The organism is Sporolactobacillus putidus, from assembly GCF_014647035.1.
GTDB classification, from domain to species: Bacteria; Bacillota; Bacilli; order Bacillales; family Sporolactobacillaceae; genus Sporolactobacillus; species Sporolactobacillus putidus.
The window spans coordinates 259,636-274,338 of record NZ_BMOK01000005.1 but is presented as its reverse complement, the minus strand read 5'-3'; the positions used below and the strand labels follow the sequence as shown (position 1 = coordinate 274,338).

At 49.4% G+C, this 14,703-nt stretch carries 15 protein-coding genes and 12 tRNA genes; 2 read left to right on the top strand and 25 right to left on the bottom strand.

Annotated features, from left to right (window positions below):
- Positions 1–170: 170 nt before the first annotated feature.
- The 24 genes from IEX81_RS08315 to acpS all read right to left on the bottom strand — a co-directional run bounded on the left by IEX81_RS08315 (position 171) and on the right by acpS (position 12,571).
- Positions 171–247 (bottom strand) — tRNA-Ile (locus IEX81_RS08315).
- Between the two features lie 25 nt (positions 248–272).
- Positions 273–346, bottom strand: a tRNA-Gly gene (locus IEX81_RS08310).
- Between the two features lie 10 nt (positions 347–356).
- Positions 357–433, bottom strand: a tRNA-Pro gene (locus IEX81_RS08305).
- Between the two features lie 3 nt (positions 434–436).
- Positions 437–513: transfer RNA gene (locus IEX81_RS08300), tRNA-Arg, on the bottom strand.
- 14 nt (positions 514–527) lie between these two features.
- Positions 528–613 (bottom strand) — tRNA-Leu (locus tag IEX81_RS08295).
- A gap of 13 nt (positions 614–626) precedes the next feature.
- Positions 627–711: transfer RNA gene (locus IEX81_RS08290), tRNA-Leu, on the bottom strand.
- A 6-nt stretch (positions 712–717) separates the two neighbouring features.
- Positions 718–789, bottom strand: a tRNA-Lys gene (locus IEX81_RS08285).
- Between the two features lie 3 nt (positions 790–792).
- A tRNA-Gln gene (locus IEX81_RS08280) sits at positions 793–867 on the bottom strand.
- A gap of 54 nt (positions 868–921) precedes the next feature.
- Positions 922–997, bottom strand: a tRNA-Asp gene (locus IEX81_RS08275).
- Positions 998–1,023: 26 nt separating this feature from the next.
- A tRNA-Glu gene (locus tag IEX81_RS08270) sits at positions 1,024–1,098 on the bottom strand.
- Between the two features lie 19 nt (positions 1,099–1,117).
- Positions 1,118–1,209: transfer RNA gene (locus IEX81_RS08265), tRNA-Ser, on the bottom strand.
- 1 nt (position 1,210) lies between these two features.
- Positions 1,211–1,285, bottom strand: a tRNA-Asn gene (locus IEX81_RS08260).
- A 148-nt stretch (positions 1,286–1,433) separates the two neighbouring features.
- Positions 1,434–1,922, bottom strand: coding sequence for a SprT family protein (locus tag IEX81_RS08255; protein ID WP_188802604.1), 489 nt, complete (start codon positions 1,920–1,922; stop codon positions 1,434–1,436).
- Between the two features lie 89 nt (positions 1,923–2,011).
- A complete protein-coding gene (locus IEX81_RS08250; protein WP_188802603.1) occupies positions 2,012–4,174 on the bottom strand; it encodes a Tex family protein in 2,163 nt (720 codons plus the stop codon).
- Positions 4,175–4,431: 257 nt separating this feature from the next.
- Entirely contained in the window at positions 4,432–5,220 is a 789-nt protein-coding gene (sigB, locus tag IEX81_RS08245; RefSeq protein ID WP_188802602.1) for an RNA polymerase sigma factor SigB, read from the bottom strand.
- Entirely contained in the window at positions 5,189–5,671 is a 483-nt protein-coding gene (gene rsbW / locus IEX81_RS08240) for an anti-sigma B factor RsbW (protein WP_188802601.1), read from the bottom strand. Before rsbW ends, sigB begins: the two co-directional genes overlap by 32 nt.
- 3 nt (positions 5,672–5,674) lie before the next feature.
- Complete coding sequence (locus IEX81_RS08235) at positions 5,675–6,007, bottom strand: STAS domain-containing protein (RefSeq protein ID WP_188802600.1); 333 nt, start codon at positions 6,005–6,007, stop codon at positions 5,675–5,677.
- Between the two features lie 62 nt (positions 6,008–6,069).
- On the bottom strand, positions 6,070–7,071 hold the full coding sequence (locus IEX81_RS08230; protein WP_188802622.1) for a SpoIIE family protein phosphatase: 1,002 nt from the start codon (positions 7,069–7,071) through the stop codon (positions 6,070–6,072).
- Positions 7,072–7,319: 248 nt separating this feature from the next.
- Entirely contained in the window at positions 7,320–7,670 is a 351-nt protein-coding gene (locus tag IEX81_RS08225; RefSeq protein ID WP_188802599.1) for a type II toxin-antitoxin system PemK/MazF family toxin, read from the bottom strand.
- Between the two features lie 4 nt (positions 7,671–7,674).
- Positions 7,675–7,953, bottom strand: a complete 279-nt coding sequence (locus IEX81_RS08220) for a CopG family ribbon-helix-helix protein (protein WP_188802598.1) — start codon at positions 7,951–7,953, stop codon at positions 7,675–7,677.
- Positions 7,954–8,171: 218 nt separating this feature from the next.
- Positions 8,172–9,368: an alanine racemase gene (gene alr, locus IEX81_RS08215; protein WP_188802597.1), complete on the bottom strand. Its 1,197-nt coding sequence runs from the start codon at positions 9,366–9,368 to the stop codon at positions 8,172–8,174.
- Positions 9,369–9,589: 221 nt separating this feature from the next.
- Positions 9,590–10,594: a LolA family protein gene (locus tag IEX81_RS08210; protein ID WP_188802596.1), complete on the bottom strand. Its 1,005-nt coding sequence runs from the start codon at positions 10,592–10,594 to the stop codon at positions 9,590–9,592.
- 50 nt (positions 10,595–10,644) lie between these two features.
- Positions 10,645–12,153: an NAD(P)H-hydrate dehydratase gene (locus IEX81_RS08205; protein ID WP_188802595.1), complete on the bottom strand. Its 1,509-nt coding sequence runs from the start codon at positions 12,151–12,153 to the stop codon at positions 10,645–10,647.
- Positions 12,154–12,208: 55 nt separating this feature from the next.
- Positions 12,209–12,571, bottom strand: a complete 363-nt coding sequence (acpS, locus tag IEX81_RS08200) for a holo-ACP synthase (protein WP_188802594.1) — start codon at positions 12,569–12,571, stop codon at positions 12,209–12,211.
- Positions 12,572–12,912: 341 nt separating this feature from the next.
- On the opposite strand from acpS, the gene IEX81_RS08195 reads away from it, so the two are divergent.
- A complete protein-coding gene (locus tag IEX81_RS08195) occupies positions 12,913–13,527 on the top strand; it encodes a rhomboid family intramembrane serine protease (RefSeq protein ID WP_188802593.1) in 615 nt (204 codons plus the stop codon).
- A gap of 124 nt (positions 13,528–13,651) precedes the next feature.
- The gene (locus IEX81_RS08190) at positions 13,652–13,891 is read left to right on the top strand and encodes a ferredoxin family protein (RefSeq protein ID WP_188802592.1); all 240 of its coding nucleotides are present in this window, start codon (positions 13,652–13,654) and stop codon (positions 13,889–13,891) included.
- A gap of 255 nt (positions 13,892–14,146) precedes the next feature.
- On the opposite strand, the gene IEX81_RS08185 is transcribed toward IEX81_RS08190, so the two are convergent.
- Positions 14,147–14,413, bottom strand: coding sequence for a late competence development ComFB family protein (locus tag IEX81_RS08185; protein ID WP_188802591.1), 267 nt, complete (start codon positions 14,411–14,413; stop codon positions 14,147–14,149).
- Positions 14,414–14,703: the final 290 nt, after the last annotated feature.

Below are 14,703 nucleotides of genomic sequence, written 5' to 3'. Positions count from 1 at the left end.
GCCAGGATCAAACTCTCCAAAAAGTAGTGCTTACCGGATAATTTCTATCCGTATCAATCTTTTATACGCGTTTGAATCCATAGCTATTTGAATTGATTCAAGGGTTTACCCTTTTTCAATCACGCTTGGCTTTTGTTCAGTTTTCAAGGAACATTCCATTTGAAGATAAATGGTGGGCCTGAGTGGACTTGAACCACCGACCTCACGCTTATCAGGCGTGCGCTCTAACCAGCTGAGCTACAGGCCCATTTATAATTAAAGTAAAATTATAATGGAGCGGGTGATGGGAATCGAACCCACGACCAGAGCTTGGAAGGCTCTTGTTTTACCACTAAACTACACCCGCGCGACGATAATGGTCGGGAAGACAGGATTTGAACCTGCGACCCTCTGGTCCCAAACCAGATGCTCTACCAAGCTGAGCCACTTCCCGATATGGTGCGCCCTAGAGAACTCGAATCCCCAGCCTTCTGATCCGTAGTCAGACGCTCTATCCAATTGAGCTAAGGGCGCATAATAAATAAAAATGGTGCGGTCGAGAGGACTCGAACCTCCACGAAGTTGCCTCCACTAGCCCCTCAAGCTAGCGCGTCTGCCATTCCGCCACGACCGCATAATAATGAATATGGTGCGGGTGAAGGGACTCGAACCCCCACGTTGCAAAACACTAGATCCTAAATCTAGCGCGTCTGCCAATTCCGCCACACCCGCTGAAAATGAGCCACGAAGGATTTGAACCTTCGACCCTCTGATTAAAAGTCAGATGCTCTACCCCTGAGCTAGTGGCTCATGTGGCTGGCCCAGCTGGATTCGAACCAGCGCATGACGGTACCAAAAACCGCTGCCTTACCGCTTGGCTATGGGCCAAAAAACCTATGTAAAACACTATTCGTTTTTAAGTTTCAAAATCCGTCAAATATATGGCGGACCCGATCGGACTTGAACCGACGATCTCCTGCGTGACAGGCAGGCATGTTAACCACTGCACCACGGGTCCGCATTATTAAATCAAGCTATCATCAATGGTGACCCGTGCGGGATTCGAACCCACGAACCCACCGTGAAAGGGTGGTGTCTTAACCGCTTGACGAACGGGCCACAGTAAAAAAAGAAAAAATGGCGGAGAAGGAGGGATTCGAACCCTCGCACGATTTACACCGTCTACTCCCTTAGCAGGGGAGCCCCTTCAGCCGGCTTGGGTACTTCTCCATGGCTCCACAGGTAGGGTTCGAACCTACGACCGATCGGTTAACAGCCGATTGCTCTACCACTGAGCTACTGTGGAATAAGTGGCCTTTCCTACAAAGTCACAGGAATTTTACACTACTGATACCAGCTTGTCAACCAAGCTCTAACAGTATCAATCATATCCCTCGTCCTTTTGACGACTTTACTAATTTAACATAAAAACAAATACTGCGTCAACCCCTTTTTTATTTTTCTTTATCATTTCTTTCAATCCTGTGTTCCCGTTTCATTAATTGAATCTTTCCGCCGCACGAAGCACAGACATACCGTCTTGTATCAAGGCGCCGTCTTCGGATAAACGATGTCCCGCATTTTCTGCATCGATAGACATACTGCAGAGCCGAGGAATTGCTCATGCCTGGGATAGTGCCGCAAAATCTGGATCCGCCGACCTGCCGGAGCAGTTTTCGAAAATCGGAGTCCCTGTGTCTATAACCGCCTCCGCACAAATGAAGATGATAATGGCAAAGTTCGTGCTTAATGATTTTCACAAAATCTTCCATCCCGAAATGCTGCAATTGATACACATTGAATTCCAAACAATGGCTGCCTAAAAGATAGCGCCCGCCCGTCGTTCTCAGCCGCGGATTAAACACTGCGCGATGGCGGAACGGGAGATGGAAACTTTCAATCGAAACGCGCTGCACAAGATCTTGCAGTTCTTCGTCAGTCATTTTGTCCTTCCTTTCCCAAAAATTGTTGATCGAGTTCCGCATACACCCCAGCGCCGTCTCCCCGCTGCATGAGATAACGTGAAGGACACTTACATCTTCTTCTGCGGCGCGATCATTGTTAAAGAAGCGCGTCCTTTTTCAAGATCAATGCTGTCGACCCAGACCGTGACAATCTGTCCGACGCTGACGACGTCAAGCGGATGCCTGACAAAGTGTTCGGAAAGCCTCGAGATGTGAACAAGGCCATCCTGTTTAACACCGATGTCAACAAACGCGCCGAAATCCACAACGTTGCGAACCGTCCCTTCAAGTCTCATGCCCTCCCGCAGATCCTTCAATTCCAGTACGTCTGTCTTCAAAAGGGGTTTTTTGACATCATCGCGCGGATCTCGTCCCGGCCGGATCAAGGCTTCAATCATATCTTCAAGTGTCGGTTCCCCGATCGCAAGTTCAGCAGCCGTTTGCGGAATGTCCAGAGCCTCAAGCCTGTTTCTTAAACCGTCCGAACCGATCTCCTCCATCCGGCAGCCAATTTTATTCAAAAGTTTTCTGACCCCGGTGTAGCTTTCCGGATGTATTGGCGTATTGTCGAGCGGCTCGCCGCCGCTTATTCTTAAAAAACCTGCGCACTGTTCGAAAGCACGGATTCCAAGGCGTGGCACTTCCTTCAGCTCTTCCCGGCTGCCAAACTTGCCTCTTTTACTGCGTTCCGCGACCAGATTGGCGGCAACCGTTTTCGACAGCCCCGCCACGTACTGCAGCAGTTCCGGGGACGCCGTGTTCACATTGACGCCAACCCTGTTCACAGCCGTTTCAACAACGAATCCGAGCGATTCATTCAGTTCTTTTTGGGACACGTCGTGCTGATATTCGCCGACACCCACGGATTTAGGGTCGACCTTAACCAGTTCGGCAAGAGGATCCTGAAGGCGTCTTGCGATTGAGATGGCGCTTCTTTCTTCAACGTGCAGTTCGGGGAATTCTTCTCTTGCCGCCGCAGAAGCGGAGTATACACTTGCCCCCGCCTCATTGACAATCACGTAGTAGACCGTTCTGTTCTGAACCTCTTTTAAAGTTCCTGCGATAAACGCTTCGGTTTCACGGGATGCCGTACCGTTACCGATAGCAATCATGTCTACGTGATATTTTTCAATCAGTGACAGCACCGTTCTGCGCGCGGATTCGATCTCGGATCTGGGAGGCGTCGGATAAATAAGCGATATGTCGAGTACCTTGCCGGTCGGATCGACGATAGCGAGTTTGCAGCCGGTCCTGTAAGCCGGATCGATGCCGAGCACCGTCTTTTCCCTTATCGGCGGCTGAAGAAGCAGTCCGCGGAGATTTTCTGAAAAAATATGAATGGCCTGTTTTTCCGCCTTTTCGGTCAGCTCCTGGCGAAGTTCCCGTTCTACGGCAGGCGCGATCAGCCTCTTGTAAGCATCCTCGGAACAGGCATGAAGAATATCTCCTGCGGCTGTTCTCTTCCCCCTGATAAGGGTGCGCCTGACGGCCGGCACAATTCTGTCTTCAGGCGCCTCGACCGCCACTTTCAGAACTCCTTCCTTCTCTCCGCGATTGATCGCCAGAATACGGTGCGGCACTATTTTTTTCGCCTGCTCCCTGTACTCGTAATACATCTCGTACACTTTCTTCTCGTCCCGGTCCTTATTCTTCCCAGCCCGCACCTGAATCACGCCCCGGTCGAATGTTTCCCGCCGAGCCAGTGCCCGCAGATCAGCGCTGTCGGCCAGCCGTTCCGCCACAATATCCCGGGCGCCCCGGATGACATCGTCAATGGTATAAAGCTCTTTTTCCTCAGATACAAACCGCGCCGCCTCCTCTTCGACAGGTGTCTCAGGGAGCCCCATCAGCCAGTCGGCAAACGGTTCGAGCCCTTTGTCCCTCGCAATGGCCGCCCTTGTTCTCCGTTTTTGCCGGTAAGGCAAATACAAGTCTTCGACGTCGCGCAGTTTTGCTGCATGATTTATTTTCCGTTTCAGGCTTTCATCCAGTTTGCCCAGCTCTTCAATCCGAGCGATTACCTCTTCTTTCCGCTTCTGCAGCTGCCGGCTATAAACGTAGGCACTTTGAATCTGCTCTATCTGAACCTCGTCAAGCCCGCCGGTCATTTCTTTCCTGTAACGGGCAATGAAAGGAATCGTGTTGTCGTCTTCCAGAAGGCGGATCACCTGTTCAGCCTGTTTCGCAGCAATCCCCAGATCTTTTGCGATATGTAAATAGATACCGTCCATTTTGTGTCCCCCTCTTTCATCTATCATAGCAGAAACACGCGCATCTCGGCTTCACCTTTTCATTTTAATAAAAAGGGCAAAAAAAATAGTCCTTTCAAGAAGGCCCGCCAATGGGCAAGTAAAGGATCGTTCAGTTTGCCGTTCGCCGATTCAATTCCGCTTGCGGCTAGGACGGCAAGCTTTCAAACTCCATCTGTTACCCGACAAGGAAATCGGATGCTCAGCAATATCCGACGTTCATATGCGTTTTAAAATTTTCATAATTCGGTTAATTTATCGGAGTCTTCATGGGGAAAAGTTTCTCTGAGTTTCCGCAAAGCTCTTCTCTGAAGACGCGACACATGCATCTGGGAAATTCCGAGCCTTTCTCCGGTTTCCTTCTGGCTTAAATTATCAAAGTATGTGCAGACCAATATTTCTTTTTCACGTTCCGTTAAAACCTGAAACGCTTTTTCAAGGATCATTTTCTTGTTTACCTTTTCGAAGCCTTTATCCTGACTTCCCACGATATCAAGGAGCGTGACCGTTCCCCCTTCGGAATCGGATTCAATCTGCGAATCCACCGAAAGGGCGTTGTAGCTGCGGGTCATCTCCATCGCTTCCAGAATGCTTTCTTCACTTTCACCGACCGCCTCGGCAATTTCCTCTACCGTTGGCGAACGCTGCAAATCGTTTGTCAGCTCTTCTGCGACCCGTTTAATCTTTGGTCCAAGTTCCTTGATGCGCCTCGGCACATGGACGCTCCACGTCTTGTCCCTGATGTACCGCTTAATTTCGCCAATGATTGTCGGAACGGCAAATGATTCGAAACTGCGGTCATAGGACGGATCAAATCGTTTCAGTGCGGAAACCAGGCCGATCATCCCTACCTGAAACAGATCTTCCCGTACATTTCTGTCTCTTGCAAACCTGTTTGAGAGCGCTCCGACCAGATTCTCATAATGACTGATCAACCTGGTCTGGAGAGATTCATTATCAGGATCTTTCTGGTAGGCTAATATGATCTGCTGGATCTCAATCTGTTGCTGTTGAGACTTTGTCGGCACTACGCTCCACCCCGTCTCTTTTGAGAAACTTGATCATCTTGACAACCACACCGCGCTCACCGCTGATGGTCACTTCGTCCATCAGCGAGTCGATCAGGAAAAGCCCCAGCCCTCCTTCGCTCACTTGACTTAAAGAAAGGGAAGTGTCAAGGGGTTTGAGCTCTCCAAGCACTTTTTGAAGATTGAAGCTGGTCCCGGTATCTATGACCGTTATACTCAGTGAATGTTTCCGGCATTCAATCATGATCTGTATACTTCCCAGACTTTGATGTTTATACGCATGGCTGACCGCGTTTGTACAAGCCTCCGAAACGGCGATTTTAATATCCTCGATATCATCAAAAGAGTAGCCCATTCTGCACGCCGCCCCGGAGCTGGCCAGTCTGGCAATACTGACATACTCCGGTTTCGCGGGAATCGTCAGTTTGATGACATCCACTGTTTTGTCCATTAATTAATTATCCCCCTCAGCAATTTTTTCCCGTCGTAAAATTTCCATTAGTCCTGTAATAGTAAAAAGACGTTCCACGCGCGGCGACATCCCGACAACTGAGAAACGGCAGCGGTTGCGTGCGGCAGATTTAAGCGCTGCAATGATGACGCCGAGAGCCGTGCTGTCGATATAGACAGTCCTGCTTAAATCAAGCGTAACGCCGGTGCCGCTTATCTCTGTCAGTGGAAGCAGTTCCTTTTTCAGGACCGGCGCCGTGTAGACGTCAATTTCTCCCTCAACAGCAACGAGAAAAAGCCTGTCCGCCATTTTCTGCCGCTCAACGTTAATGTTCATTGTCAACCTCCTGATTTCGGTAATGCCTTAATGATAATACCCGCTTCTTTCGAACCGCAAACTCAGAATTTCATGGCAATGAATGTAAAATCATCATGCAATTCAAAGTCCTGCATCTTCTCAAGTTCATAAAAAACCTTTTCAACCAGTTCCCGCGCAGGCAGACTCATGTATTTCCGAATCAGTCCGATCAATCTTTCCCGCCCGACAAATTCGCGGTCAATCCGGCTCTCTGTCACCCCGTCCGTCAGCAGGATAATCATGTCCCCCGGCGACACGTGCCTCGAATATTCTCTGTATCTTGTTTTGGGGGAGAGCCCGAGCGCGAGGCCCCGTGCTTCCAGATCATCAAATTGATCACAAGCCGCTGTGTAATAAAAACCGGGTTCGTGCCCCGCCGATGAAAATGAGAAAGTACGGCCCGTGGGATTATAGACACCGTAAAACATCGTGATAAACATGCTTGGATCCACATTCCGCTCCACCACACGGTTCAAACTGGCCAGAACAACAGGCGGACCCTGGCGGTTTTCGGACAGACTGTCCATCGCATATTTAATCATCGACATACACATGGCTGCAGGAATCCCTTTCCCGACAATATCAGCCACAGCCACGCCTAGAGAACCGCTTTCGCCCTTAACGAACTGATAATAGTCCCCACTCATTTTCTTGGCCGGTTCGCTGACAACGCCGATATCCGCGAAGTGGCATTCAGGAACCGTCCCTTCCAGAAGCGCTTTTTGGACATCAGCCGCAATGTCGATTTCCGTGTCCAACTGTTTCTGACGGTTTTTGAGGCTCTGGTATTCACGATAGTCGGCCCCGAAGCCGGCCATCACTTCCATCAGAAATTCAAGCGAAGCCGTAATTCTTTCATCGACATTCACAAACATCCGGCTTACCACATCGATATGCGCGCCGACCACGTCGTCCGGCGTCACACCATTTTCTATCATTTTCCGGCTCAGTTTCTGCCCTCTTTGAAGTATGGTCTCTTTTCGCTGCGTGATGTAGTGAGTCAGCATGATTTTATACATGATCAGGCGCTCATTATAATCCATCATCTCCCGCTCCTCCCATCGTTCCCGATCGAATACCGAGCTGCAGTTTGCGATTATTCTTAGGCGTCCTCACAGCAAGGACCCATTTTTTTAAGACATCCTACCCATTATTATTTCATGCCGGCACAAGCAAGGCAAACTTTTAACCGATAAAATAACAGAAAAATATAAAAAGAGGCATTTTTCCCTCTTTCCAGAAAAATGCCTCTCTCTATCCGTTTGTCATAGGTACATTGCCCATAAAAAGTCTAGAAATCGACCAGACTGAGACTGATTTGTATGGCTTTGTTAACCCGCCCCATCATCTCTTCATCAAGATGAGCGATTTTATCCGTCAGCCGCTGTTTGTCAATGGTTCTGATCTGTTCCAATAAAATGACGGAGTCACGGTCGAAACCATATCGCTTTGCATCAATCTCCACATGAGTCGGAAGTTTTGCCTTTTGAATCTGGGCGGTAATCGCCGCGACAACGACCGTCGGGCTAAAACGATTGCCTATGTCGTTTTGGATGATGAGCACTGGGCGAACCCCGCCCTGCTCAGACCCGACGACAGGAGAAAGATCCGCAAAGTATACATCGCCGCGCTTAACAATCACTCCTTCACACCCCGCTAACTAGGCGTTCCAGAGTAATCTCTGCCTCCTCTTCAGCAAGAAATGCCTCAGAAGCGATGTTCAGGTTAATTTTGGCCATTTCCATATAGCCCTGACGCATGATTTCACGGACATGGCCTTTGTTTCGTTCACGTAAATACATTCTAATGGCGCGATGGAGAAATTCACTGCGGTTCACTTTATCCTGGCTTGCGATTCCGTCTATTTCATTTAGCAAATGCTGCGGCAAACTGAGCATGATTTGTTTCAATTTCGATTCGGACATGCCTGTACCCCCACCACTTTAGTTAGAAAGTCTCTTTTCTTTTCTAGGTTTTATCTTAACATTCTCAAAATAGTTTTGCAAAGCAATTTCCGGCAAAAATCGAGTGTTTTTGTCCCTGTTTTTTATAAAATTTAACTATTTTGTGGAAAAGTATTCAAACCGCTGGCTGCAGCCTTCGATACCCTCCCATTGTCATACCGGATCATGTTTTACAGTTTTTATTCCGCTGCACGTCTCAGGCAATCGTCAAGTACAGGGTTGACGGTGCCGATTCGTTTCCCGTTTTTCCAGAAGACCCTCGGAACACGGGGATGGATCATGCACGTGATTTCGTAATTGATCGTCCGCAGTTTTTCGGCAAGCTGATCAGCGGTGATCTCATCGGCGCCGTCTTTCCCGATCAGCGTGACTTTTGTTCCGACAGGAAAAGCGTCGGGCAGGCGGCACATCAGCTGATCCATACAGATCCGGCCGACAATCGGGCACCTGAGGCCGCCGACCAGAATATCCGAACCTGACAGGGCTCTCAGCCATCCGTCGGCATAGCCGATCGGCACAGTTCCGATCCACTCATCGGTCTTGGCGCGGTACGTCGCTCCGTAGCCGATCGCCGATCCGGCCTTCACCTTTTTGACATTGGTCAGACAACTGTGCAGAGAAAGCGCCCGTTTCAATTCAAAGGGAAGCTTTTTCGCCATTTCCGGTGAAGGAGAAAGCCCATACATGGCTATGCCGTAACGCACCATATTAAAAAGATGACGCTTTTCTGTAGGGTATTTCAGTGTCGCGGCACTGTTGCCGCAGTGAATGACCGGGGGATGGATGCCCAGATCCGAGAACCAGTCGATCATCGTTTCAAAACGGCGGTACTGCTCATTGAAATAATTTTCATCATCCTGATCCGCTGTCGCAAAGTGGGTGAACAGCCCTTCGGTAACAAACCGCCTGTCTTTTCCAATTTCCCCGGCCAGCGCAGCGGCCTCTTCCCTGGTGCGGACGCCGATCCGCCCCATGCCGGTGTCGCAGGCGATATGCAGAAACACCGGTTCGCCGGAGTGATAGGCTTGCGCGGCTTCTTTCACCCATTCTTTCTGAAAAACGGTCAGCGAAATGTGGTACTTCGCCGCCATTTCTGCATCTTCCGGCCGAATCGGAGAAAGGACAAGCACAGGTGCTTCGATTCCATGTTTCCGAAGCGCAAGCGCTTCATCCAGCAGTGCCACCGCCAGCCATTCCGCACCGTTTTCGAGGGCCGTTTCAGCTGCGTGAACAGCTCCGTGGCCGTAGGCGTTCGCCTTGACCACCGCCATAAGCGCTGTATCCTCGGGAATTCTTTTTTTCATGCTTGCGACATTGTCCGCAATCGCGTCCAAATCAATGTCAGCCCATGTCTCTCTAAAAAAAGACGTCTCCATTTTCCGTCCCCAGCCTTTTATATAATCTGGAAATACAACCTGAATGAAACATGTGAATATATTTTTTTGATCGAACCTTGCGCGCGGCACCGATTCCTTATCTATTTAATCACTTCTCGGCGGAAAACGAAAGATGATTTACAATCCGTCCGCCTGCTTTTTTCAGACAAAAAAAGAGCTCCCGCCGGAGACGGCAGAAGCATCTAGCTGATTTAACTGATTCATTTCACGACAATTCCGTTCGTCGACTGTGCGACGGTAATCAATTCATCCTGTGTCAGTTTATCGGAAGCAAGAAAGTAATCCGTGCCGCTGTAAGACCAGGTGAGTGTATTGTTGTTCACCGATCCGATTGAAAATCCAAGGTTTGCCGGATCGCCGCTCGCGAGCATCGGTACACTGGACACCGCCGCCGAACTCTTCGACTCAATTAATGTGAAGGGCTTTTGTCCGCCGTATTTGAGTACGTACTTCTCTCCTGCCTCCGTCGTCTCAGGTGTCATTGATGAAAGTGTTGTTCCGGAAATTTTGGCCGTCGGATATTGCACCTTGAACGTTTCCGCAGCCGAGGAAGCTGCCTGTGTCTTTCCAATTCTTGCCGCCGTCATGTTTTTGTTAACGTCGAAAATACTCTTATCAAGAGACGGATTCACTTTGAAATTTTTGAATACCACCGTCACAATAACATTCTGATCTTTGTCCAGGATCCGAACGTTCACCGGAGTCAGATCTTTGTTCAGGGCGATCTGCTGATTGGAAAGCTGGGCCGTGTTGTAATTGGTTTTGGTATCAAATATATACTGATTCTCTTTTGCCGTGAAACCCGGATTGGGATCATTCAGTATATCTTTAGCCAGGGAATGATAGAGATAGGCCTGGCTGCGGTTATTCGGCCAGTTACTCTCGAACCGGTAGCTCTTGTTCAGCTCGGGTGTGAGCACAAATACGCCGTCCGAATTGCGCAAGATCATCTGATTGTTTCCTTTATTGCCGTCACTTAGCGCCACTCTGTAATAATAAGGTTTTTGAAAAGAAATATTCGCCTGGTACGTTTGTTTTTTTCCATTATGCTGGAAAGTCATCGTCGCGTCGGTCTGATAACTGTTGATATCCTCTATCTTTTTGCTGAGACCCTGAACAACATCTTTTTCCGACTTCGCCCCGCAACCCGATAAAATGGAAATGATCAGGACCAGGGCAAGCAGTGCAGCCGACCATCTTTTCATTTGTATCCAACCCCTTTGCCTCTATTCGGTGACAAAGGAGGGATTCTATACTAGCGCATCGCGTCACGGTAGAGATGATGAAGAACGGGAGGAATCCGATCAATCAGATCCGATGCCAGAACGTCCAGCATGGAATGGCCGCTTCGCACCAGATCATCGGCAACCGCGCCATGAAGATAAACGGCGTTGCAGACCGCATCCATCATCCGCCGGTGCTGAAGGAGGAAGGCAAAGAGAATGCCAGTCAGAACATCTCCGGATCCTCCCTTCGCCAGTGCCGCATTTCCGGTCACATTCACAGCCTGTTCGCCGTCGGGCGCCGTAATGATCGTGTTTTTTCCTTTTAACACAAGATAAACGTGATACTTTTCCGCAAAAGCCTTTGATACATTGAAGCGGCTGACTTCCACATCCTTGACGGACAGATCCAGCAGATGAGCCATCTCCCCGGGATGAGGGGAAAGAACGGCAGGTATGCGGCGCTCCCTGAGCAGGTCAAGCATGCTTTTCAAATGATAAATTCCGTCCGCATCGATGACACACGGTATTTCTTCATATTCCAATACGCGCCTCACAAGCGCCGCCTGCTCCGGTTCACGCCCAAGCCCCGGGCCGACGGCAAGACCCGACAATCCCTGAAAATCAGCGGCCGTCCGCGGCATAAACATGGTTTCCGGAAGATGCGCGGCGATGATCGGGCGCACCTGATCGGGAACACTGACCTTAAGCAGCCCGATGCCCGATCGGAGTGCCGCTTTAGCCGCAAAGAAGGCCGCTCCTGGCATTTGCTGTGAACCGGCGATCAGAAGCCCCTTCCCGTGTGATCCTTTATGCGAGAAAGGATCCCGCCTAGGCAACGTTCGCATGATATCTTCTCTCTGCCATACCTTTCTCCTTATACCCAGGCTCTTGAAGGCTGATTCGGGAATTCCGATCCGGAGTGTCCGCACTTCACCGAAATGCCGTGCGCCCGGCTGGACAAACTGTGCAAGCTTCGGGCACTCGAGTGTCAGAGTAAGATCGGCGTCAACAGCCTCATGTGCGAAGGGTTCCCCATCCGCCGGCACCCCGCTCGGCAGATCAACGGAAACAACCCTCGCGCCGGACCGGTTGATTATCCCGATCACTTGAAGATAACCGGGATAAGGCACTCCATGAATACCCGTGCCAAGCAGTGCATCGACAATCAGATCCGCCTGCCCGACGCTGGTTGTGAAAGCTTCTTCGTTTTCTGAAATCCGCTGGATCGTCCCTCCGGCGGCCCGGTAGGCATTCATATGGTAAGCCGCGGCCCCTGTTATCTCTTCGGGATCCGCCAGAAGCCATGTTTCTTCATAGGCCTGACTGTCTAACAACTGCCGGGCAATGACAAAACCGTCTCCGCCGTTGTTTCCTTTCCCGATGATGACCATAACTTTCTTTCCTGCATTCAGTTCAGGGGCGAGCTCCGCAAAAACCGCCCGCCCTGCATTCTCCATAAGCAGCGGCCCTCCCAGTCCGATCTGCTCAATGGTATAACGATCAATGGCCTGCATCTCTTCCCGCGATACGACGTGCATAATAGTCCCTCCCAGCGTAGTAAACTATATGAGACAAAGTCCTTTATTATGCAGACTAGCATGACTGGCTTTCAATAATTGCCACCGAGGCGGCCACGGTGCCGGTATGTGTGATTGAGACATGAATGACCGTGCCAGGAGATGTCCTGTCTTTTAAAACCGGGCATCCGAGCGAGTTATTGAGAACAGTCAGATCCTGAAATGATAGATTCGCGCCGAGACCGGTTCCCTTCGCTTTCGCGTAGGCCTCTTTTGCCGAGAACCGCCCGGCAAGAAATTCCGCTTTCCTTTTTGTCCCGAGAGGAGAATACTGTTTACGTTCCTCCGGGGTCAGGATGCGGCTGATAAATGCCTCATCATGAATATGTTTCATCATTCGGTTTATTTCAGTAACATCGATACCGATACCCGTAATCATTTCTGTCCTCCGCAATTTAAAACGTTTTTGATTCAGCCGGAGACCTGGACGCGGCTTCGGCACTCCGCCAAAGTCCGGCCAAGGTTCTCTGCCTCTTGCCGGCAGGCGTATTCTTTATACTATAAAAAGGTATAAATTTTTAAAGGATTATAGTATAAGCGACCGAACAGATCGCCGCGTCCTGCGGCATGTTCGGCATTAGGCCGCCCTGGCCTCCGCAACTAAGGCTCAGCCTGCGCCAGGGTTTGACTTCGCCAAGTTTTCTAACATCACTACCACTTGTGGTCTATTTTACCCTATACTTAATTGAAGATCATTTTTTTAAGGAGGTCGCCCGAGGCTTGTTTATCCGAAACGAACCGTTTAAATTTTTTCTGAAGCAGTATCCTGTCACTTCTCTTATTCTGGCGGTCGACATAGCGGTTTATCTGATGCTTTTAATTACAGGGACGTGGAAAACCGCACCGTTTTTCGCCTACCAAATTTTCCAATCTTTAGTAGGATCAAATGCTGCCATTATGCAAGGGGCCTGGTGGGAACTGATCACGCCCATTTTTCTGCACATCACCTTTTCTCACATACTTTTCAATGCTTTTTCAATTCTGATTTTCGCCCCTGCGCTTGAAGCCATGCTCGGAAGATGGCGGTTCTTGATCGCATTTCTGGGAACGGGCATCATTAGCAACGTGGCTGCTCTGTTTCTGGAATCGCCAGGTTTCAGCCATTACGGCGCGAGCGCAGCAGTGTTCGGATTACTGGGCATCTATCTTTATCTGACCATTTTCCGTGGTTATCTGGTCTCCCGGCAGGACCGGATGGTCATTATCGTCATGATCATCATCGGTATGATCAGTTCGTTTGCTGATCCCAATGTCGATGTGCTTGGACACTTTACCGGGTTTCTCTCGGGATTTTTGCTCGGACCGGTTCTGTTCATGAACGCGCCGACCCGATAAACGGGTTTCAGGAAACGAAAAATATATCACTGAGTTTCTCTTCGGATGATTGAATTTCACCCGGAATTTCGTCATACTTAGGACAGTGGCTCAGCAATTTTTTATTTTGAAGGGAGATTATTTTATGGCTTTTGTCATTACTTCGGCTTGTCAGAATGAAAAAGCTGGTGAATGTATTGAAACATGCCCGGTTGATTGCATCGTTGAAGGTGAAAAACAGATGTATATCGATCCCGACGTCTGCATCGATTGCGGTGCCTGTGAGGCTGTTTGTCCGGTCGAAGCTATTTATCCGGAAGACGAGGTTCCCGAGAGCGAGCAGAAATATATTCAGCTTAACCGCGACTTTTTCAAAAACAGATAATGAAAAACTAAGGCTCGGCTAAGCCTTAGTTTTTCTTATACCGGACATCCCTAATTTCTTTATACTTTACTAATTTGTAAAAGACAACCTGGTCCCGTTGTGGCCGGGTTGTCTTTTAAACGACTGAATGCCGCAGGACTCGCAAGTCATCCGTTTCATTCCGGATGAACAGCTCCTTTTTTCAACATAACATCGGCGCTCCGCTAGGCAAGGGCACGGCGGGGCTTTTCTTTTTATCGATTCTGGCCGTTCTATTCAGCGATGGCAGGGATGGGCGGAAACGACTTTCGAACTCTCAACAATTGCCGTAAGTATGGTCGCTCTGGATTGCTCGGTCATCAGATTCGCCTTGGTGTACATCATGCCGGCCCGATTTCTGATATAATGGGGTTTCAGCCGGTTTAGGCTCATTGCCAGCACATCCATTTTGCATTCTGAGCAATAGCACGATATGGACAAATTTCCCCATTGCTTCTCCAGGATATCTTTAACCGCGTCTTCCATCATATTGTGGATGATCATGGCCCTATCCTTCTTTCAGGAACTGAATTCAGCTTCAGATCTTTATTATTGAAGAAAATGGTAGCACAGAATGCAGAAGCGCTCAAGGACAGATGTTACGGGATGCACCATTCATTTGTTCATTGGGGCTCTCGCTTATCGTACGCGCGGCCTCTGATCGAGAGACTAATGCCGAATGTGCCACAGGACGCGGCGCTTATGTTCGGCCGCTTACACTATATGCCTTAAAAATTTTATACCTTCTCAATCGTATGAAAACACTCTATAGAGCAAACTCTTTCGAAGTGTCT